At 44.6% G+C, this 20,470-nt stretch carries 16 protein-coding genes; 6 read left to right on the top strand and 10 right to left on the bottom strand.

Translation table 11 applies throughout. The features are described from left to right. Positions 1 to 23 precede the first annotated feature (23 nt). On the bottom strand, positions 24 to 542 hold the full coding sequence (locus tag ACFGVR_RS08270; RefSeq protein WP_448702330.1) for a DUF4251 domain-containing protein: 519 nt from the start codon (positions 540 to 542) through the stop codon (positions 24 to 26). Positions 543 to 650: 108 nt separating this feature from the next. Beyond that, positions 651 to 1,922: a serine--tRNA ligase gene (gene serS / locus ACFGVR_RS08265; RefSeq protein WP_448702329.1), complete on the bottom strand. Its 1,272-nt coding sequence runs from the start codon at positions 1,920 to 1,922 to the stop codon at positions 651 to 653. 118 nt (positions 1,923 to 2,040) lie between these two features. Between serS and rsmI the strand changes: the two genes are divergently transcribed. The 3 genes from rsmI (at position 2,041) to ACFGVR_RS08250 (ending at position 4,973) form a co-directional block, all read left to right on the top strand. Then, a complete protein-coding gene (rsmI, locus tag ACFGVR_RS08260; RefSeq protein ID WP_448702328.1) occupies positions 2,041 to 2,757 on the top strand; it encodes a 16S rRNA (cytidine(1402)-2'-O)-methyltransferase in 717 nt (238 codons plus the stop codon). 136 nt (positions 2,758 to 2,893) lie between these two features. Further along, positions 2,894 to 4,519: an apolipoprotein N-acyltransferase gene (gene lnt, locus ACFGVR_RS08255; protein WP_448702327.1), complete on the top strand. Its 1,626-nt coding sequence runs from the start codon at positions 2,894 to 2,896 to the stop codon at positions 4,517 to 4,519. A gap of 85 nt (positions 4,520 to 4,604) precedes the next feature. Beyond that, positions 4,605 to 4,973, top strand: coding sequence for a VOC family protein (locus tag ACFGVR_RS08250; RefSeq protein WP_448702326.1), 369 nt, complete (start codon positions 4,605 to 4,607; stop codon positions 4,971 to 4,973). Between the two features lie 304 nt (positions 4,974 to 5,277). Here ACFGVR_RS08250 and ACFGVR_RS08245 read toward each other — a convergent pair whose 3' ends face one another. The 6 genes from ACFGVR_RS08245 to ACFGVR_RS08220 are packed head-to-tail and all read right to left on the bottom strand — an operon-like array spanning position 5,278 to position 12,617. Then, positions 5,278 to 6,126 (bottom strand): N-acetylglucosamine kinase, encoded by an 849-nt coding sequence (locus tag ACFGVR_RS08245; protein WP_448702325.1) that lies wholly within the window; start codon positions 6,124 to 6,126, stop codon positions 5,278 to 5,280. Next, positions 6,123 to 6,509 carry a response regulator gene (locus ACFGVR_RS08240; protein WP_448702324.1) on the bottom strand — a complete coding sequence of 129 codons (387 nt, stop codon included), beginning with the start codon at positions 6,507 to 6,509 and terminating at the stop codon, positions 6,123 to 6,125. Before ACFGVR_RS08240 ends, ACFGVR_RS08245 begins: the two co-directional genes overlap by 4 nt. A gap of 41 nt (positions 6,510 to 6,550) precedes the next feature. Next, a complete protein-coding gene (locus ACFGVR_RS08235; RefSeq protein ID WP_448702323.1) occupies positions 6,551 to 7,891 on the bottom strand; it encodes a TolC family protein in 1,341 nt (446 codons plus the stop codon). Then, a complete protein-coding gene (locus ACFGVR_RS08230; protein ID WP_448702322.1) occupies positions 7,884 to 11,033 on the bottom strand; it encodes an efflux RND transporter permease subunit in 3,150 nt (1,049 codons plus the stop codon). Before ACFGVR_RS08230 ends, ACFGVR_RS08235 begins: the two co-directional genes overlap by 8 nt. 7 nt (positions 11,034 to 11,040) lie before the next feature. Next, positions 11,041 to 12,129, bottom strand: coding sequence for an efflux RND transporter periplasmic adaptor subunit (locus tag ACFGVR_RS08225; RefSeq protein WP_448702321.1), 1,089 nt, complete (start codon positions 12,127 to 12,129; stop codon positions 11,041 to 11,043). A 2-nt stretch (positions 12,130 to 12,131) separates the two neighbouring features. Beyond that, the gene (locus ACFGVR_RS08220; RefSeq protein ID WP_448702319.1) at positions 12,132 to 12,617 is read right to left on the bottom strand and encodes a MarR family winged helix-turn-helix transcriptional regulator; all 486 of its coding nucleotides are present in this window, start codon (positions 12,615 to 12,617) and stop codon (positions 12,132 to 12,134) included. 174 nt (positions 12,618 to 12,791) lie between these two features. Here ACFGVR_RS08220 and ACFGVR_RS08215 point away from each other — a divergent pair, with 174 nt between their 5' ends. Continuing rightward, on the top strand, positions 12,792 to 14,552 hold the full coding sequence (locus ACFGVR_RS08215; RefSeq protein WP_448702317.1) for a M61 family metallopeptidase: 1,761 nt from the start codon (positions 12,792 to 12,794) through the stop codon (positions 14,550 to 14,552). A 6-nt stretch (positions 14,553 to 14,558) separates the two neighbouring features. On the opposite strand, the gene ACFGVR_RS08210 is transcribed toward ACFGVR_RS08215, so the two are convergent. Both ACFGVR_RS08210 and ACFGVR_RS08205 read right to left on the bottom strand, forming a co-directional pair. Continuing rightward, positions 14,559 to 15,251 carry a hypothetical protein gene (locus ACFGVR_RS08210; RefSeq protein ID WP_448702316.1) on the bottom strand — a complete coding sequence of 231 codons (693 nt, stop codon included), beginning with the start codon at positions 15,249 to 15,251 and terminating at the stop codon, positions 14,559 to 14,561. Then, a complete protein-coding gene (locus ACFGVR_RS08205; RefSeq protein WP_448702315.1) occupies positions 15,248 to 19,333 on the bottom strand; it encodes an FG-GAP-like repeat-containing protein in 4,086 nt (1,361 codons plus the stop codon). Before ACFGVR_RS08205 ends, ACFGVR_RS08210 begins: the two co-directional genes overlap by 4 nt. Positions 19,334 to 19,634: 301 nt before the next feature. On the opposite strand from ACFGVR_RS08205, the gene ACFGVR_RS08200 reads away from it, so the two are divergent. After that, entirely contained in the window at positions 19,635 to 19,790 is a 156-nt protein-coding gene (locus ACFGVR_RS08200) for a lmo0937 family membrane protein (protein WP_448702314.1), read from the top strand. A gap of 304 nt (positions 19,791 to 20,094) precedes the next feature. Further along, a complete protein-coding gene (locus ACFGVR_RS08195; protein WP_448702313.1) occupies positions 20,095 to 20,439 on the top strand; it encodes a hypothetical protein in 345 nt (114 codons plus the stop codon). Positions 20,440 to 20,470 lie beyond the last annotated feature (31 nt).

Here is a 20,470-nt window from a genome sequence, read left to right as displayed (position 1 = left end):
TTTTTTTAATATCGGCAAACGGTTCAACTTTTTTTCTTCGGCGCCTCAATGGTGCCGTCAAACGATATGGCATCACGGTTGGTGCTGCTTATACGCAGGGTTGCATAGCCATCTTCAGAAATGCTGAGATACATTTTTTGAAGATCCTTATTATCTTTTGGAACAATGGTTATCTCCCAACCACCTTTTTTGGGTGTAGAAACGGTGTATGTAAACTTGGTTGAAGTAAAATCCAACGCGTTTTTTGTCGGGTCCATCGGCGCCTGGTACGACTGTCCAAAATAAGGCAGATAACTGATCACGCTGTCGCCTTTCACCTGCATATCATACTCGGAGGTCAGCGCCTTGCCACCGCCGCGCATCGGGTTCATATAAGTTGCCTCAAAAACATAGCGCCTGTCTTCTATCACCTGCTTTACTTCGGCCTGCCTTTTGGCCTTGCGCTCCTTTTTCTTGTCTTGTGCCGAAGCCGTATTAAATACCAGGGTAGTAACAACGAGCAAAAAGGCGATCTTAGTCGCAAAGTTTATCAGAGTTTTCATAGTCAGTGCGTTAGGTTAATAACAAGTATAATCAAATTTAACTAATTGTTTTTATAATTACTATAACAATCAAGTCAATTTATACTTGTGCTAAATCACTTTATCCAATCAGTCTATCCACTCAAATTTAGTGTAAGGCACCAGTATTTCCGGAATTTTGATACCTCTTTCGGTTTGATTATTCTCCAATAAGGTAGCTACAATACGCGGCAAAGCCAAAGCGCTGCCATTTAAGGTATGCGCCAATTGAGTTTTACCCTCGCTGTTGCGGAAACGCAGTTTAAGGCGGTTGCTCTGAAAAGTTTCAAAGTTCGATACACTCGATACTTCCAGCCAGCGGCCCTGTGCCGCACTCCACGTTTCCATATCAAAGGTTAATGCCGATGCAAAGCTCATATCGCCGCCGCATAAACGTAAAACACGGTAAGGCAGGCCAAGCTTTTGCAACAAGCCTTGCACGTGCGCGCTCATTTGTTCCAGTGCTTCGTATGATGTTTCGGGTTTTACTACCTGTACAATCTCCACTTTATCAAACTGATGCAAACGGTTCAGGCCGCGTACGTGCGCACCGTATGAACCTGCTTCGCGGCGAAAACATGCTGTGTAACCGCAGTTCTTTACAGGCAGTTCATCAGCTTTTAAGATCACATCCCTGTAAAGGTTGGTAATAGGCACTTCGGCGGTAGGTATCAAATACAGGTTATCTTCGTTGATGTAGTACATCTGGCCTTCTTTGTCCGGCAGCTGTCCGGTACCAAAACCCGAAGCTTCGTTTACCACCAATGGCAGCATCATTTCATCGTATCCTGCCTTTTCGGCCTCATCTAAAAAGAAAGCGATCAGGGCACGCTGTAACTTGGCACCTTTGCCCTTGTATACCGGGAAACCTGCGCCGGTTATTTTAACGCCCAGCTCAAAATCTATCAGGTTGTATTTAGCAGCAAGCTCCCAATGCGGCAACGCACCAGCATGTAAAGCAGGTTTTTCACCGTGCTCAAAAGCCACTTCGTTTTCTTCGGGCGTGCTGCCTTTGGGTACCGATGTATGCGGCAGGTTTGGCAACAGTACAAGTTTTTGCTGCAGCTCATGTTCAATATTGGCTAACTGCTCGCCATATTTTTTGATATCGTCTTTGTATGTATTCGATTTTGCTTTTACTGCTTCGGCTTCCTCTTTTTTACCGGTACGCATCAGTTCGCCAATTTGCTTTGCGGCAGTGTTCGACTCGGCCGAAATACCATCCAAAGTATTTTGCGTTTGACGGCGTTGCTCGTCTAATCTGATCACCTCATCAACCAACTCTGGCTGTTTAAAATTTTTTACCGCTAAACGTTCCAATACATGTTCCCTGTTTTCGCGGATATAACTAACTTGCAGCATTATTTTATTTTTTTGACAAAGATAAGATGTGTTGCCAGTTTTCTGTTGCGTGTTGTGAGTTTTATTTGATCAATATGTTAACCCACAACCCGAAACATGCAACACACAACCAGCAAAAATGAGCGGCAAACTTTACTTAGTACCCACACCCATTGGCAACCTGGAGGATATTACCCTGCGGGCGTTGCGTATTTTAAAGGAAGCCGATATCATCCTGGCCGAGGATACACGTACATCGGCGCCTATGCTCAAGCACTTTGGCATTAGCCAAAAGGTGTACGCGCACCATCAGCATAATGAGCACCAAAGCACAGGCGAGATCATTCGCTTTTTAAGGGAGGGCAAAAACATCGCGCTGATATCCGATGCAGGTACGCCTGCCATCAGTGATCCGGGGTTTTTCCTGGTGCGCGAAGCAGTAAAGAACGACTTGCCTGTTGAGTGCCTGCCTGGTGCCACGGCTTTTGTACCGGCGCTGGTTAACTCTGGCTTCCCTACCGATAGGTTTTGCTTTGAAGGCTTTTTGCCTTTGAAAAAAGGCCGCCAAACCCGTTATAAGGCTTTAGCCGAAGAAGAACGCACCATTGTATTTTACGAATCGCCGCACCGCATACTCAAAACACTCGAGGAAATGGCAACTTATTTTAGCGCCGAAAGACAGATCTCCGTATCGCGCGAGCTGACCAAAATGTTTGAGGAAACCGTGCGCGGCACCGTGGCCGAAGTAAAAACCTATTTCGAAACACATCCCGTTAAGGGCGAATTTGTAGTTTGCGTAGCAGGTTTGGAATTGCAAAAGACAAAGAACAAATACAAACAAGACGACGACGAATAACGACTATACAATTAACAAATAACGTCATTGCGAGCGGTAGCGAAGCAATCTCTACTGAGGACATTCGATACCTTCAATCGGACCTGTACAGCATAGAGATTGCTTCGTTCCTCGCAATGACGGTTAGATAGCATCAATGAAAAAGAACATCTTACTCGCCATACTCTCCGGTTTACTGCTTTGGATAGCCTGGCCGCCAACGCCATATACCACCTTTATTTTGCTATTTGGTTTTGTGCCGGTGCTTGTCGCGATGGAAAACATCATCAACTCAACACAAACTAAAAAAGGCAAACGCATTTTCAATACCACTTTCGTGGGATTTTTTGTGTGGAACACGCTTTGCATTTACTGGGTATACAACTCGCTCAAAATAATCGGCCCGATAGTGGCTATGCCCATTTCACTCATCCCCTATGCACTTGGGCCGCTATTGATGGCTACCGCCTGCTGGTTGTATTACCGCGCACGCCTGCTTACAAACCGCAACTACAGCCTCGCGCTGCTGGTTTGTTTTTGGATAGCGTACGAATACCTGCACCAAACCTGGGATCTCAAATTCCCCTGGATGACCTTAGGTAACGGTTTTGCCGTAAGCCATCAACTGGTACAATGGTACGAGTATACCGGCGTTTATGGCGGCACGGTCTGGATATTGCTGTCAAACATCCTCATCTTTTTGATCTATACCGGCTTACGCGAGGCTCAGACCAGCGCTCTCAGGTTAAAACTCATCACCGCGCTTACGCTCACCATTTTGTTACCGGTGGGCTATTCGCTGTACACCTATAATGGCTATAAGGAGAACGTCGATCCATCGAACATTGTGATAGTGCAGCCCAATGTAGACCCTTACGAAAAGGAAGGCTCTATACCTGTTGCGCAGCAGATCAACTCCCTCATTCACCTGTCCGACTCAATAGGCCAGGTTAACACCGAGTTTTTCATCTGGCCCGAAACCGCCATTGCCGATGCTGATGGTATCAATGAAGACCGGATCCGCACCAACCCTTACTTTTTTCAGGCACAGCGCTTTTTACAGAAATATAAGAACGGCAACCTGATAACCGGTATCGAAGGTTACAAGGTTTATAACTACGAGGCTACCGAAACTGCCAATCCCACCGGTGCCGGCCAGTTTTACGATCGTTTTAACACAGCCATCAATATCGAAAACTCGGCCGAAGTACAGTTCTACCACAAATCCAAACTCGTTCCCGGTGCCGAGTCGCTTCCGTTTAAAAACACACTCTCGTTTTTAAAACCCGTATTTGCACATTTAGGCGGCGCCACCGGCGATTACGCTGGCCAAAAAGAGCCAAACGCATTGTACTCGCAAAGCGGTATTGGTGCCGCACCGGTTATTTGCTACGAGTCCATCTGGGGCGAGTGGGTAGCACAATCGGTACGTAAAGGCGCGCAATTTATCGCCATTATCACCAACGATGGCTGGTGGGAAAACACCTCGGGTAAAGATCAGCACCTCGATTACGCCAAGCTACGCGCCATCGAAACCCGGCGCTGGGTATGCCGTTCGGCCAATACGGGCATCTCGGCTTTTATCAATCAGCGCGGCGATGTGGTACAGCATACCGGCTGGTGGGTAAAAACAGCCATTAAGCAAAATATCAACCTCAACACCGAGCTTACCTTTTACGTACAGCACGGCGATTATATCCCGAAAGGGGCTTGCATCATTACTTTGCTGGGTATGGGTTTTATTGGATATAAACGTATAAGTAAAAAGCGATTGAAAGCATAAGTCATCGATATTTGTTTTGGACCGGCGCAGATAGTTTACTTAACTTTATAGTAATCAACGCTCAACCTATTCAAAACAGATCGATATGCTTGCCGACAAAGAACTTAAGGCGTTTGTTCCCACCGTGAAACCGGGCGAAGCAAAACTATTTTACCGGGATATTTTAGGGCTGCAGTTGCTATCCGAAGACGATTACGCTCTGGAATTTAACGCCAATGGCGTTCTGTTACGGGTAATTATTGTCCCCGAATTAAAACCTCATCCATTTACTGCTTTAGGCTGGAACGTTGGCGATATGACAGCTATCATACAGTCGCTCAATAAAAAAGGCGTCTTTTGCGAAAAGTACGGCTTTTTAGAGCAGGATGACCTGGGTATCTGGACAGCACCCGGCGGCGCAAAGGTCGCCTGGTTTAAAGACCCCGATGGCAACGTGCTTTCCTTAACCGAATAACTATCCGGGGCAAGGGGGGAAATTGTAAGAATTTTTTCGACAATTTCACAGCTTTTAGCTTCGCGCTTCAAGCATTCATACATGCAATATACTAAATTATAGGCGGTTTTACAACTGTATTTGCGTTAGCGATTGCAGCGGATACCGGCCCGTGGCTAAGGCCTGCAGGCGTATGAGCGTAAAGCGCGGGCCGGAGGCAACGCCCAACAAATAGATGACGTTGTCATCTCGAACGATAGTGAGAAATCTTTTGCTGGTTGAAATGACAGAATACTAATGATCAATGAACAAGTGAACCAATGACCTACTGATTCTTCAGCACAAAATCCAGCAGCTCGTGTATGGGCTGTTTAATGATCTTACCCACAAGCACGCCCCGCTCTTTGCATATCGCTTTAAGCTCGTCGCTAAACTGGTAAGCTATCGATCCTACAAAATTGCATTTGTATTTGTGGTACTCAGGGTAGGTTTTAATGTTGGTTTCAACAAATTCGGCAAAGCCCTTTTGCAGCATGTCCTGCGCGTAGGCCGACGGGCGCACCTCGTTTAAAAACCGGGCAAATGCCGCCAGGTAAGAGTTAGCCTTGGGCTTTTGATATACATTTTTGATGATCGTCTCTTTATCCAGATGATAACGTTCGGTAAAGGCCTTGGCTATTTCGGGCGGCATATTGCCGTACAAAAAATCGCGCACCAGCGCTTTACCAAACCAGCTGCCCGAACCTTCATCGCCCAAAACAAAACCCAGGCCCTGCTTGCCTTCAAAAATATCCTCGCCGTTAAAAAACGAAATATTTGAACCGGTGCCCAGCACGCAGCACAAACCTTTTTCCTTACCGCAGGTGGCATATGCCGAACCGAGCAGGTCACTATCAACGCTGATGTAAGTTTTTGGGAATACCTGGCTCAGCGCGTTCGATATGATCTCGCGCCTGTCGGGATTTGAGCAGCCTGCTCCAAAAAAGAAGATCTCGCTTATCCGGTGGTTTCTTTTGATCAGGTCCTGCGCTTGCAACTGCAGTATCTTAACGATCTCTTTTTCGCTTAAAAAGTACGGGTTCAGGCCGTCTGTTTTAAACTCTTCGGGTTCGCCCCCGGGGTTTTCTAACAGCCAATCAGTTTTTGAAGAACCGCTATCGGCAACTAATATCATGCACTTAAACTTTCCAAAACCTTGTGGGTAAGCGGTTTGTGGACAAATCCGGTAATATATTTATTTTCGTTCGAGAGTTTATAATCAACCGGATCCAACGATGAAGACAGCATGTAGATCATGATCTTTTTATCATCGTCAAGGTGAAGGCTATCAAACTCTTTTAAAAACTCAAAACCATCCATAAAAGGCATACGGATATCCAAAAAGATCACGTCGGGTTCAATTTCCTTCGATTGTAATTTGGCTATTGCTTCGGGTGCCGATTGAATAACGACGATCTTTTCAGCAAAATTACTGGTTTCCAAAATCTTACGCGTTACAAAATTATCGATAAAATTATCGTCAATAAGTAAGCAAATTTTAAAACGAGGTGCCGCCATCACCGTCAAAAATAATAGTTTATATTAATAATCAGCAAAATTTACTGAATATTAATATTATTTGTTATCTCCTTAAGGGTAATTTCGGCGCTTTTGGCCTGATACTGGGCTGTATAGTACCGCGATTGTGCATCAAGATAGTTCTTTTGCGCCTCTCTTATCTCTAATGGGGTGATGTTGCCCAGCTTATATTTCTCGAGCGAGATGTCGAGGTTACGTTTAGCTACCGCCACGTTGGATTGGTTTAGCTTCATCAGGTCGAGCGCCGAAATGTAGCTGATGTAAAAGTCATTGATCTGTGCTTCAATGTTTTGCTTTGTTTGTGCCAGGCTAATGGCGGCGTTATCGATCTGTATTTTGGCGTTGCGCTCCTTGCGCGACTGGTTTAAGCCATCAAAAATGTTGATACTGGCGGTAAGGCCGTAGTTTAAACCATGGATATCCTGCTGGCGCGTAACCAGGTTTGACGGCGTGCGCGCATTGGTAAAAATATAGCCGCCCGTAACACCCACCTGCGGATAGCGCAGGGCCTGTACCTGTTTTAAATTGGTTTCGGCCAGGCGGCGGTTAATTTGCGATGATAGTATTTTAGGGTTAGCTGTTTGCGCCTGGTTAATAATGTCGCCCAAAACAAGCTTATCATCAATAATAATGGTATCCACAACCGAAAAATCGGTTAGCAGCGGGCGCACCAGTAGCTGGTTCATCCGTATCTTCAGCGATTTAAATTGCTGTATATCGGCAAGCATCGTAGCCGTATCGGTGTTTAAATTTACCTGGGCGTTCAGTACATCCAACCGCGATGCTCGGCCTACCTCAAACTTATCATTGGCATAACGCAATTGCGTACGCGATATCTCGATAGCGCCTTTTTGAGCGATAAGCAACTGGTTCTGGTTCACCAGGTTATAATAAGTACTGATCACATCGCTTATGGTGCTTTGAATGGTATCACGCTGGCTGATCAGGCTCAGTTCGTTCTGTTGCTTTAACTGATCGTAATTGGCAAACATGCCAAAGCCATCAAAAATGGTCCAGTTGAGGTTTAAACCGTAATTAAGCGTGCTGTTATGCACATTGTTCAATTCAGTCACCGAGCCATCTGTTCTGGTTTGCTTGGTACCCTGTATGCTATTGGTAGATCCAAAACTGCCCGATAACTGCGGTAACATCCCCGCATTGCCATAGGTTACATTATTACCGGCTATGGTGGTATTGTTTTTGGTGAGCTTAATGTTGTAATTGTTTTTTAAAGCGATCTCAACGGCATCTTTAACGGTTAATAAAGGCGCCGCCTGCTGTGCCATCAGCTTAAAATTACCTAACAGGCAAACAATCAATATCCAATTAAATTTAACAGGTTTTATCATCGTATTACTCATTTTCCAGCGAAATTTCTTTCACCTTATGTTTCGATTTCTTTTTACTTTCATGGTCACCTTCCTGCTCTGCATCCGGGTCGCGTTTAATGCTCGATGAAAATATGGCGTACATCATCGGTATTACGTAAAGCGTAAGTACCAGCGAGAATAATAAGCCACCCATAATTACTATACCCAACGATGTACGGCTTTTTGCACCGGCACCCAAGGCAAACGCAATTGGCACAGCGCCCAGCACGCAAGCCAGGGTAGTCATTAATATAGGGCGTAAACGCGATGTTGCCGCCTCAATAACTGCTTCAAATTTAGGTATGCCCGCATGTTCCATCCGCTGATTGGCAAACTCAACGATCAAAATACCGTTTTTGGTTACCAAACCCACCAGGGTTATCATCCCTATCTCGCTAAAAATATTCAGTGTTTGATTAAACAGCCATAGCGATAAAAACGCGCCTGCAATAGCCAACGGCACGGTAAGCATCACTACAAACGGATCGATAAAGCTTTCAAACTGCGCTGCCAATACCAGGTAGATGAGCAATAACGCAAAGGCGAAGGCATACATAATATTGCCTGAGCTTTCGGCAAAATCACGCGATGGCCCGGCCAGATCGGAGCTGAACGATGCATCTTTAAGTACCTGTTTACCTATTCGCTGCATTTCGGCCACGCCGTCGCCAATGGTGTGGCCAGGCGCCAAACCTGCCGATATGGTAGCCGACTTAAAGCGGTTAAAGTGATAGATAGACGGTGGCGTAGAGTTTTCTTTCATCGATACCACGTTATCCAATTGTACCAGTTTACCTGTCGAACTGCGTACATATACCGACTTAAGATCCAACGGCTGATCGCGGTTGGCGCGGTCAACCTGGGCTATTACCTGGTACTGTTTACCGTTAATGATAAAATAATCCAAACGGCCGGCGCTGTAATACAGTTGCAGCGTTTGGGCAATATCGCTCACGGCCACGCCCAGGTCGCGGGCACGGTCGCGGTCGGTAGTTACCGATAACTGCGGTTTGGTAAATTTGAGGTTAACATCCACACTCTGCAAAACCGTGCTTTTATTGGCCTCCGCCAAAAATTCGGGCAATACTTTGCGCAACTGTTCAAAATCCTGATTTTGTATCACATATTGTACCGGCTGGGCTGTTTTGGCGCCGCTACCGCCACCGCTAATGGTTTGCTCCTGTATAACGGCTGTTCGGGCATTTGGCAGCTTAGCCAGTTGCTTAGTGAGGTAATCGGCCAGTTGTTGCTGCGTGCGCTTGCGCTTGTCCGGATCAACCAGCCCTACACGGCCAAAGCCTGTATTTACGGCGCCACCGCCACTAAAGCCGGGCGCAACATAACTAATGTTTACCTTGTTCTCGGGGATAGAATCGTCAACTATTTGCGATACCTTATCCATATAGCGGGTCATGTATTCGTACGATGAACCTTCGGGCGCTGTTACCGATAAACGCAGCAAACTACGGTCATCAAGCGGCGCCAGCTCAGATGGTATGCCTTTATACAAAAAGTAGGTCATTACCAGCGATACCACCAGGATCAATACCGATATCCATTTATGCTTCATAAACTTGGTAAGCGATTCCTGGTAAGAGTTGGTCATGTTCTGGAAAAACGGCTCTGTTCGCTCGTAGAATTTTGATTTTTTTGAATTCTTGCGGATCAGCTTAACGTTCAGCATCGGCGTAAGCGAAAGCGATACAAATGCCGATATTAAAACTGCCCCGGCAACCACTATGGCAAACTCACGGAACAAACGACCGGTAAAGCCTTGTAAAAACACAATGGGTAAAAACACAGCCGCCAGCGTTACCGATGTTGACACTACCGCGAAGAATATCTCTGCCGATCCTTCAAATGCGGCCCGGCGTACAGGCATGCCATCCTCAACCTTTTTATAAATGTTTTCGGTAACCACAATACCATCATCAACCACCAGGCCCGTTGCCAGTACTATCCCCAGCAAGGTTAATATATTGATGGAGAAACCAAAAACATACATAATAAAGAACGCGCCTATCAGCGATACCGGGATATCGATCAATGGCCGGAAAGCGATGAGCCAATCGCGGAAGAACAGGTAGATAATGATCACCACCAGGATGAACGATATAAGCAGGGTTTCTTTAACCTCATCTATCGACTGGTTAATGAACCTGGTGTTATCCAGCGCTACCTCTAACTTAATATCCGGCGGCAGGTCTTTCTTTATCTGCTCAAGCCTTTTATAAAAGTCTTTGGCTATCTGCACATAGTTGGCACCCGGCTGCGGTACTATGGCCAAACCCACTTCGGGTATGCCCGATTCCTTTAAGCCCGTTTCTTCGTTAGCCGCTCCCAAAATGGCATAACCTATATCACTCAGACGTATCACATGCGCACTATCGGCACGTAATATCAGGTTGTTAAAATCTTTTTCGGTGGTTAGTTTACCTAACGCGCGGATAGTTAACTCGGTGTTATTGCCTTCAATTTTACCGGCCGGCAACTCCACGTTCTCTTTTGCCAAAGCTGCGCTGATATCGCTCGCGGCCAAACCAAAAGCGGTAAGCTTATTGGGGTCTATCCATAAACGCATAGCGTATTGCCTTTGGCCCTGTACGTTAACCGAGCTTACCCCGGGTATAGTTTGCAATGCCTGTTGTAATACGTTTTCGGCATAATCATCAATCTGCAAAATATTGCGGGTGTTACTGCTTACGGTAAGGGTAACTATATTATCGGCATTGGCATCGGCCTTGGTAACAACCGGCGGCGCATCAATATCCTGCGGTAACTGGCGCTGCGCCTGGCCTACCTTGTCGCGCACGTCATTGGCGGCGGTCTCCAGGTCGGCATCCAGGTTAAACTCAACGGTAATATTACTTGAACCTACCGAACTGGTGGACGAGATATTACGGATACCCGGGATACCGTTGATCGCTTTTTCAAGCGGCTCGGTTATCTGCGATTCAATTACATCCGAGTTTGCACCCGAGTAACTGGTGGTTACAGTAATGATCGGCGGATCTACCGACGGGAAATCGCGCACGCCCAAAAACGTATACCCGATAACCCCGAACACCACAATAACAATGGATAGCACAGTGGCCAATACCGGCCTTTTTATACTGACGGAGGATAAACTCATGAGTTGGTTACTTGTTAATAACTTTTACAACCTTAATTTTTACCTTAGGGCGCATCTGTATGATACCGCTTACTATCAGGCTATCGCCGGCCTTTAAACCATCAACAACCTGTATCTTCGATTCGGTACGGGTATCGGTTTTGATCGCTTTTTTTACAGCCTCGCCATTTTTAGCTAAGAATACGTTACTGCCTTTAATATCGGGTATCACGGCCTCGGTAGGTACCATAATGGTTTTTGGTATCTGATCCAATGCGAAGTGTATCTTGGCAAAACCGCCTGCTTTTAACAGCCCTTGTTTATTGTCGGCTTTGGCCCTCAGTGTTATGGTGCGTGAGTTGATATCGATATTAGGTTCGATAGCGTAAACTGTACCGGTAAAATTGTTGCGTGAGCTTTCGATAGTGAAGTTTATTTTGCTGCCAACATGCACCAGCGGCAGGTACCGCTCGGGCACCGAGAAAGTTATTTTTGCCGGGTCGATGTTAACTAATGTGGCGATGGATCCCTGTGGCGACAGGTAGCCGCCCGGGCTTATATTGCGTAAACCGATCGTTCCCGAAAAGGGCGCGCGTACCACTGTTTTATCAATTTGTGCTCTGATGGCATCAGCCTGTGCCTGGTACGAGTTTAGCGACGTTAACGAAGTGTCGTATTCTTCTTTGCTGATAGCCTCTTTGCTAAGCAATATCTTGTTGCGGTTCTCAATTTGCTCGGCCAGTTTTATTTGCACCTGTACCTGTTTCAGGTTGGCCACCAGATCCTTATCGTAAACTTTAACCAGCATCTGGCCCTTTTCAACATGGCTGCCCTCGTTAAAAAAAATACCGGTAATGTTGCCTGCGGTTTCGCTGCGCAGGTCAACCTGCTCATTGGCAGCAATGGTACCTGTTATATCAATAGCACTGCTAAAAGCGGTATCTTTAACAATCATTACGTTAACAGGCACTACTCCCCCCCTTTTACCGCCTTTTTTGCCACCGGCACCACCTATAGCGGCTGCCATTTCTTTTGCTTTTGTACCGTAAAATTTATTGTAAACCAGGTAGGCTATCAGTAAAATTAACAGGGGATAAATAATGTATTTTGCCTTCATAATTATTTTTTACGCGTTAGGGTTGTAGTTTTTTTAAGCCTGAAAGTAACGTTTGCCGAGGTGTATGGTATAAGGTTGCCCGACATTTGCTGGAGCACCTCGTTAAATATCCTTAATTTATCGGCACTGATGCCTTCGGTGGCCTTGCTGTTAAGTAAGCTGAATGATTCGCGAATGGCCGGCAATTCATTTTCAGCCTTTTCGGTTATCCTGATCAGTTGCTGGCGCCTGTCATCGGGGTTAACCTCACGGTAAACGTATCCCTTTTCGGCAAGGGTATCAATAATGCTTACCATGTGCGATTTATCTTTCCCCGTTATCTCGGCTATCTTTTTTTGTGTAAGGTGGCCCTGGTTCTCTGCTATAAGCACCAGCATATAGTGGTACCTGTTAAGGTCCAGGTGCTCAATTCTTTTCGAAAAAGCACTCAGGTAGGTTTTAGCCAGCTGCAGCAATTTACGCGATATCGGTTCGTCCAGTTGCACCATAATTTTGAACAACAAAGCTATTTAGTTTGCAAATATAATAGTTGTATGTATCAACCATATTACACGTGATTTACTGTCTTTTACGTCTGTTTTTCTATTTAAAATATATAATTTAGTATTTTGCCCGTCATGAAAAAAATCTTCAGTTTAGCGTATTATTTAATCTTTATATTCATGACATTGACTACCCCAGCCTCTGCGGTAACCGAAAAAACCACGATCAATTATACCGTTACCTTTCCCGAGGCGCAGGCGCATTATGCGAATATCGAAATGACCGTTAGCGGCATCAAAAATTCAACCATCGATATTAAAATGCCCGTTTGGACACCCGGCTCATACCTGGTACGCGAGTTTGCCAAAAGCGTAGAAGGCTTTAACGCTTTCGCGGATGGCAAAGAGATACCATTTATCAAGATCAGCAAAAACACCTGGCGCATCAGTAACGGCAAGGCAGGTGCAGTTAAAATAGTGTATAAAGTTTATGCTTTTGAGATATCGGTACGTACCGCTTTTATCGATGTATCGCACGCGTTCTTATCCACCTCGGGCATGTTTATGTACCCTGCCGATAGCCTGCAAGTACCGTCGACCATCCACATCAAACCTTATAAAGGCTGGACAACCGTTTCAACCAGCCTGGATAAAGTTGGCAATGATCCGTTTACCCTGCATTCGCCAAACTACGATATCCTGTTCGATTCGCCTATCGAAGTGGGTACGCAGGACGTTTTCGGTTTTGATGCCGCAGGCGTAAAATACGAAGTGGCCATGCGCGGCGGCGGTAACTATAACCGCGAACAAATGAAAACCGACCTGGCCAAAATTGTAGAGGCCGAAACCGCCATCTTCAACGAAAACCCCAATAAGCGGTATGTTTTTATTGTACACAACTATACTAAAGGCGGCGGCGGCCTGGAGCATTTAAGCTCGACCGTTTTAGGCGCTTCGCGCGATGGGTATGCAGCCGAGGGTACTTACCATAATTTTTTATCGCTTGCCGCCCACGAGCATTTTCACCTTTGGAACGTTAAGCGCCTGCGCCCGATAGCTCTTGGCCCTTTTGATTACGATACCGAAAACTATACCCGCAGCCTTTGGATAGCCGAAGGTTTTACCACTTACTACCAAAATGTAATTATGCGCCGGGCCGGTTTATATACGCCCGAAGTTTACCTGGGTGTAATTGCAACCAACATTAGCAGCGCCGAAAACTTAAAGGGCAACAAAACACAATCATTAAGCGATGCCAGCTTTGATGCCTGGATAAAATATTACCGCCCTACCGAAAACACGCCCAATACCAATGCGTCATACTACGGCAAAGGGGCAAATGTGGCCATGCTGCTCGATCTGGAAATCCTTAAACACAGCAAAGGCGCGCAGTGCCTTGATGATGTAATGAAATACATGTACGATGAGTATTACAAGGTAAAACAACGCGGCTATACCGACGAAGAATTTAAAGCCACACTCGAAAAATTTACCGGCACCAACCTCGACGACTTTTATAACAAGTATGTGAACGGCCTGGCACCGCTCGACTATAACAAATACCTGGCCTATGCCGGCTATAAACTGGTTGACGATTATGCAGCAAACAATATCCCTACACTTGGTATAACCATGGTTAGCGGTGGCAGCAAATCAATAGTTACCGGCGTTATGCGCGATGGCGCCGGTTGGGTTGATGGCATTAACGTTAACGACGAGATCATCGCTATTGATGGCGTAGTTATACCCGAGATAGATAAATTTATTACAGCTAATAAAAAGGTTGGGGATAAGCTTAACATTACCGTAGTGCGCGATGGCATCAAAATGATCATCCCGGTAACCCTGCTAAGAAACCCCGGCGTTAAATACCACATTGAAGATAACGGCACCCCAACCGCCGATATGTTAGCGGTAAGGAAGATGTGGATGCATTTGTAATACCTCTTAATTGACCTTAAACTGAAATACGCCCGAATCGGAAGTATTGCCAGCAGCATCTTTGGTAACCACTTTCCAGTAGTAAGTGGTCCTTGATGTCACCGTGATACCATTCGCAAATTTATCGGTGATGTTTGATTTGGATATGGCAGGGGTGCTGGTGGTTCCAAAGTAAACATCGTAGGCAGCAATATCGTTATCCGGGTCGCTGGCTGTCCAGCTCAGGTTAATGGCTCCCGCTGTTGCCGATACGTTTTGCCCGAAGGTAGGCGACAGGTTATCGGCCGGGAATGGCGGATGTGATACGGTACCTATACCTGCATTATAAAACTTCCATACCTCGCTTTTGGCGGTAACTGCCGATGAACTTGATTTAGATACCACATACCATGAGTAAGGCGTATCGCGAAGCAAGGTTGCTGTGTATTGGTTGGTACTAACGGTTTGCGTCGCGATGGTACCTGTCAACAGGTTTTTGATATCGATCTCATAGCTATCCGTACCCGAAGCGCTGTTCCAGGTAAATACAATGGTACTTTGAGTTGATGAAATGACCGTACCGGTTGTGCATGCCGAGCTTTGCGCCGGGAAAGTAAGCTTAGCTGCCTGCGGATCGGGTGCACCGTTGGGGTCGTTCTTTTTACCGCAACCTGCCATCAAGGCTGCTATTGCGGTTAATATGATGATGTACTTTGTCATTGTTTTACAACTTTAAACACTTTTTCCAATTGGCCGGCTGATAATTTAAGCATATACATACCCGGGGCTAAATTACCCGGAGTTATCTGCACCTCGCCCGATACATTGTTAAATTGTTTGCTATATACCCTGGTGCCTGCCGTATTGTATAATTCGATGGTTGCAGAAGCTACCTTATCATTGCCCAGGTTTATGTTTAATGCAGATGTGAACGGATTTGGATAAGCCAGCACTTCTAACGAAACGTCGATCCGTTTTTGATAAATCCCTTGGCAGGGTTTATCGGTGGTTACCGTTACATCGTTAACACCCCGGTTCAGCGCAAGTGTAATGTTACTGGCATTGGTGGTTGTGGTTATGCCATTCAGGGTAACAAAATAGGTACTGCCGCCATAAAGGGTAAGGTTAACGCTTTGGATGGTGTTGTTAACCGCAGCATATACGGCTAGGTCTTTAGGCTCGGTGATCACCACGGTAAAGCATTGCGAATAGCCCGTTTGGCCGGCTACAGTAAAGCATACATTATAACTGCCTGCTGCCAGGTTGTTGATAGTGGTACCTGTTGTAAACGAATAACTCGCATTGGTGTTCCCCCCGGTTATGGTAGCGGTATAGTTGAGGTTTTGTGCTGCAGTGATGGTGATGGTACCGTTAGCCGAACCGCGGCAGGTGACGCTGTTGGCGGCGATGGTGAAATTATTGGCCGGGAGAGTGAAAACGGTAGTTACCGTAATCGCTGCTGATGTTTGGCTCACACTATTTAAGGTTATGATTACCGTGTACGCCCCGCTTTGTGTAGCTGTGTACGTTGCCGAGTTAGCACCGGTAATGTTGACACCATTTTTAAGCCACTGGTAGGCATAACCCGTACCCGGGTTGGCGGTTAATATTACGCTGCCACTTGTAGCTATGGTAGTAGGCCCACCGGCAGTAATTGTGGGTATCGGTACAAAATTAAAGCCGGCTAAACTTGCTATTCCCCCCGGAGTAGTTACCGAAACAATACCGGAGGTACCTCCACCTGTTATAGCAGTGATTGTTGTTGCCGATACTACAGTAAAGGTAGCTGCCGCTGTATTGCCAAAACTAACTATTGTTGCACCGATAAAATTTGTGCCTGTTATGGTTACTGTTGTACTGCCGGCGGCTGCTACTGTAGTAGGCGTAAATGAGGTAATTGTTGGCACTGGCACCGGCGGCGAATGGTCATAAAAGCACGTTATATAGTTGCCATTGTTAACTAAAATATCCGGTTTTGCATCACCGTCCATATCGCCAACACCCAAAAATTGTGGAGATGGACCGGTTTTGATACCTATTCTTGGACTAAAAGCAAGTGCCGTAGTTGTTGTATTAAGTAAAATAGAAAAAACGCCTCCGGCTGACTGATCATCATTTACCATAACGATGTCAGGCATACCATCGCCATTAACATCAGCTACTTCGTAAATGATATCAAGAGGTGAAAGCTGTGAAAGCGGAACTGGCGACGACAGAGAAGCAGATGTGATAGAACCGGGTGAAGCAATATTTTTGTATACATTTGAAGAGAACACAATATCTAATTTGCCATCATTGTCAAAATCCGCTAAAAAAAGCGACCTGCCAAATCCGTTTTTTGAAACAATAACAGGTGAGGCAAAACTGACGCTACTGTTAACCGAAGTATTGCGCAAAACGATGAGCCCATCGTTTACGCCGTTATCGTATCCGTAATAACTATAGTATACAAGATCTGGTTTGCCATCGCCATCAATATCCCCGGCCAGTACAGCCGACTCAGGGTAACCTGAACCTCCGCCATTTGGCGCCCCGCCTACAATTATATCTGTAGCTGTGGAAAATGAAGCAAAACCGGCGGAAGACGTGTTGCGAAATACGGATATTTGGGTTGACGAAGATGCAACGATATCCAATTTCCCATCCATATTAACATCGACTAAGTTTATTTCAGAAAAATTTTGAAAATTAAAGTAAGATAGATCGATATGCTTATCAAAGGCAACATTACCTGGAGTGGAAATATTGCGTAATACTGATACCATATAACTTGTAGAGTTTAGTGTAACAATATCTGGCTTGCCATCACCATCAATGTCTCCAATTTGAACCCGGGCGATGGCACTACCGGCATTAAGGCTAATGCTCGGGGCAAATTGATGAATTGTTGAAGTAACTCCATTAAACGAAGTGTTTAAGCTTACCGAAACTGTCTGACCGGTTAGATCAGCAGTTATCATATCGGGCTTGCCGTCGCCATCAATATCACTGATATTGATGGATCCAATTTTGTTTAAACTTGAGTAAACACTTCCTGAACCACTATCGAAATCGGCTGCTACAAGATTGCGTTTACCAAAATAAGTTGTGTTGAATGATTTAGATGAAAAGCCTATGCGCTGGGTTTCAACGTTAAGTACAGACATAGGCTTGTACGTTGCACCTGCCGGCACAGTAGCTGTAACCTGAGTTAAGCTTGATGATGATACTACAGCCTGAGTGGCTCCAAAATAAATAACATTGTTGGCATTGCTTTTACTAAAATTTTTACCGGTAATAGTTACAAGTGTACCAGTACCTGCAGCCAAGGGTGAAATATTGGTAATTACGGGAGGATTGACCGGGTTGTTACGAATTACGGATATTAAGGTAGAATTATTACTGACCACGAAGTCAGGTCGACCGTCACCATCAATATCCCCCAGTGAAATGCCGCCCTGAAATGTACCAGAAGCTATGTTTAATCTGTTAGCAAATGAGGTGGTGCTGATCAAACCTGAGGTGTATGTATTATGAAATAATGAAAAATTATTGTCGTTATAATTAACCACAGCAATATCTACCAGGCCATCTCCATCAATATCAGCTATAGATGCATACATTGGCGAACTGCCCGTTGCAAAACTAACTTTAGTACTAAATGAGTTACTGTTTATACCACTTCCACTGATAGTGTTCTGTAATATCGATATGGTATTATCGGTATTGTCAACTGTTACCAGATCAGGCTTACCATCGTTATCAATGTCGGCAGCACAAATAGCTACCGGATTCTGGCCACAATTATAACTTACCGGGGCTTCAAACGATGTAGCGTTAATTGCACCACTTACGGTAATAACATTGTGCATTACCGAAACTATACCTGTCGAATTTGTACCGGCTATATCCAATTTACCGTCTCTATCCAGATCTGCCAATACAATAGAATGAATAGAGATCGTAATATCGTATTTAGGTGCAAAAGAGGAATTATTGAACGCCCCTGTTACAGATTTATTAAGTAATATGGATATTGACCCTCCATTTGAAATTACAATATCGGGTTTACCATCGCCATCAATATCTCCAATAGCCATCGAAACCGGGGAATTTCCGGCAGGAAAATCGATCTTTGGGCCGAATGAACTGGCATTTATAACCCCATTTACAGCGTTGTTATGGTATATTGAAACGGTTTTACCTGACTGGCTCGCAACTACAAGATCAGGTTTGCCGTCACCATCTAAATCCTGAAGAGCTATTTGAGTAGGCGTAACTCCCGTAGAAAGGTCAAATTTGGATGCAAATGATGCCGAATTAATGATTCCTTTAGTTGCCGTATTGCGAAAAATAGATACCGTAGTACCAGATGAGTTTGCCACAGCAAGATCCAATTTGCCATCTCCGTCAATGTCTGTCATACATGACATTTGTGGGACTGTTCCTCCCGTAAAATTGACCTTAGGGTCAAAATCAACACTTGTTATACTACCTTTTACATCGCTTGTGACTACAAACGGCAGAATCGAATTCCCGGCTAAGCCATTACTTATATTTAAAACAGATAGAGGTTGATAAGTTGCGCCTACCGGAACCACAACTGTTATTGATGTAGTACTTGCTGACTGTGGTATTGCTTTTACTCCCCCAAAAAAAACAACATTATTTCCTGTAGTGCTATTAAAGTTACTACCGGTAATTGTTACCAACGTACCTACCGGACCACTTGCCGGGCTAAACGATGTAATTACCGGCGTCTGGCCTAACAGTGTTTTACCAACAAGTAAGAAAAGAAAGAGGATGAGTAAAGGTTTTTTCATGCGACGGGTGTTTATCCACAAACAGTTAAGTGTCCGAAAGGCAGGGATAAAGATAAAATAATTTAGTGCATATTATTTAGTACATATTATTTTTATTTGTATCAACTACAACTAACAACAATCCTCAAAACCTTATAACAGTACGGGCCGTCGAATAATCCGGGCACTCTCAGCATGCAAAAAAGGCTGACCACTAATCTTATTACTTTCAGTAAATTAATTAAAACAATTTCTTTCAAATTAATATTATACATACAGAGAAAGAAATTAAACTAAATTTATTTACTTAAAACAATCTACCATGAACTCATTATTGTATATCATAGCGGTTATTCTCATTATTGGATGGGCCTTGGGCGTATTCATGTATTCGGCCACAGGCATCATACATGTATTGTTGGTTATCGCGGTTATCTCTTTAATTTTAGGTATCATCAGAAGGCCAACAGTTATATAACCCCCTATATAACCATAAAGTTAACCCGGGACATTGTTCCGGGTTTTTTTATTGCCGGTTTTTTATCAAAAAATAACATTTTATTTATTGCCTATTAATTAAAATTCTCCCTCAAAAATTCGCACCTGTTAACCCGGAGTATTGATATTTTTATTAAAACAATTGAAACTTAATTATCATTTCAACACCGGGTAAATACCTGATAACCGACTGAATTTGTTATTGTTAACTTCTAAAAACATTAGCAGCTAACGTGTGTTGTTACAACACCAATATTAATTTTTACTAATTAAATTTTTGAGCCATGAAGTTGCAAATTCCCGAATACCTTTTATGTGAAGATCCGGCATCAGAAACTGAAAATCTGTTTATTTACCATGTAACTACCAGGTCACTGATCCATATTATTCACACAGATATCATCTCTAAAGAAAAAGCAGATCAAATTCGTACAAGCTACCGCCGGCATTTTGATTATACCTATCAGAATACGATGGGCAATACCGAAAAGATCATGTTTATAGCCGAGATCGTTGATCCAAAAAACACTAACGAGCAGGCCATCCTCGAAAATTGTGCGCATTGGTACGCCTGCTATTTAGGCTGGGAAGAAGAGTGTGATGATGTATTTATAAAAAAAGGGGCCTAAGCCCCTTTTTTTATTTAAAGTAACCTGATCG

It is taken from the genome of Mucilaginibacter aureus (genome assembly GCF_053514885.1).
This window is presented reverse-complemented; position numbering and strand designations above follow the sequence as displayed.

Bases quoted from the DNA above. Each gene is read 5' to 3' on its own strand.
- ACFGVR_RS08235 (WP_448702323.1), bottom strand. From the start codon at position 7,891: ATGAGTAATACGATGATAAAACCTGTTAAATTTAATTGGATATTGATT.
- ACFGVR_RS08250 (WP_448702326.1), top strand. From the start codon at position 4,605: ATGCTTGCCGACAAAGAACTTAAGGCGTTTGTTCCCACCGTGAAACCG.
- ACFGVR_RS08215 (WP_448702317.1), top strand. From the start codon at position 12,792: ATGACATTGACTACCCCAGCCTCTGCGGTAACCGAAAAAACCACGATC.
- ACFGVR_RS08225 (WP_448702321.1), bottom strand. From the start codon at position 12,129: ATGAAGGCAAAATACATTATTTATCCCCTGTTAATTTTACTGATAGCC.
- ACFGVR_RS08205 (WP_448702315.1), bottom strand. From the start codon at position 19,333: ATGAAAAAACCTTTACTCATCCTCTTTCTTTTCTTACTTGTTGGTAAA.
- serS (WP_448702329.1), bottom strand. From the start codon at position 1,922: ATGCTGCAAGTTAGTTATATCCGCGAAAACAGGGAACATGTATTGGAA.
- lnt (WP_448702327.1), top strand. From the start codon at position 2,894: ATGAAAAAGAACATCTTACTCGCCATACTCTCCGGTTTACTGCTTTGG.
- ACFGVR_RS08200 (WP_448702314.1), top strand. From the start codon at position 19,635: ATGAACTCATTATTGTATATCATAGCGGTTATTCTCATTATTGGATGG.
- ACFGVR_RS08240 (WP_448702324.1), bottom strand. From the start codon at position 6,509: ATGGCGGCACCTCGTTTTAAAATTTGCTTACTTATTGACGATAATTTT.
- ACFGVR_RS08245 (WP_448702325.1), bottom strand. From the start codon at position 6,126: ATGATATTAGTTGCCGATAGCGGTTCTTCAAAAACTGATTGGCTGTTA.
- ACFGVR_RS08270 (WP_448702330.1), bottom strand. From the start codon at position 542: ATGAAAACTCTGATAAACTTTGCGACTAAGATCGCCTTTTTGCTCGTT.
- ACFGVR_RS08210 (WP_448702316.1), bottom strand. From the start codon at position 15,251: ATGACAAAGTACATCATCATATTAACCGCAATAGCAGCCTTGATGGCA.
- ACFGVR_RS08195 (WP_448702313.1), top strand. From the start codon at position 20,095: ATGAAGTTGCAAATTCCCGAATACCTTTTATGTGAAGATCCGGCATCA.
- ACFGVR_RS08230 (WP_448702322.1), bottom strand. From the start codon at position 11,033: ATGAGTTTATCCTCCGTCAGTATAAAAAGGCCGGTATTGGCCACTGTG.
- ACFGVR_RS08220 (WP_448702319.1), bottom strand. From the start codon at position 12,617: ATGGTGCAACTGGACGAACCGATATCGCGTAAATTGCTGCAGCTGGCT.
- rsmI (WP_448702328.1), top strand. From the start codon at position 2,041: ATGAGCGGCAAACTTTACTTAGTACCCACACCCATTGGCAACCTGGAG.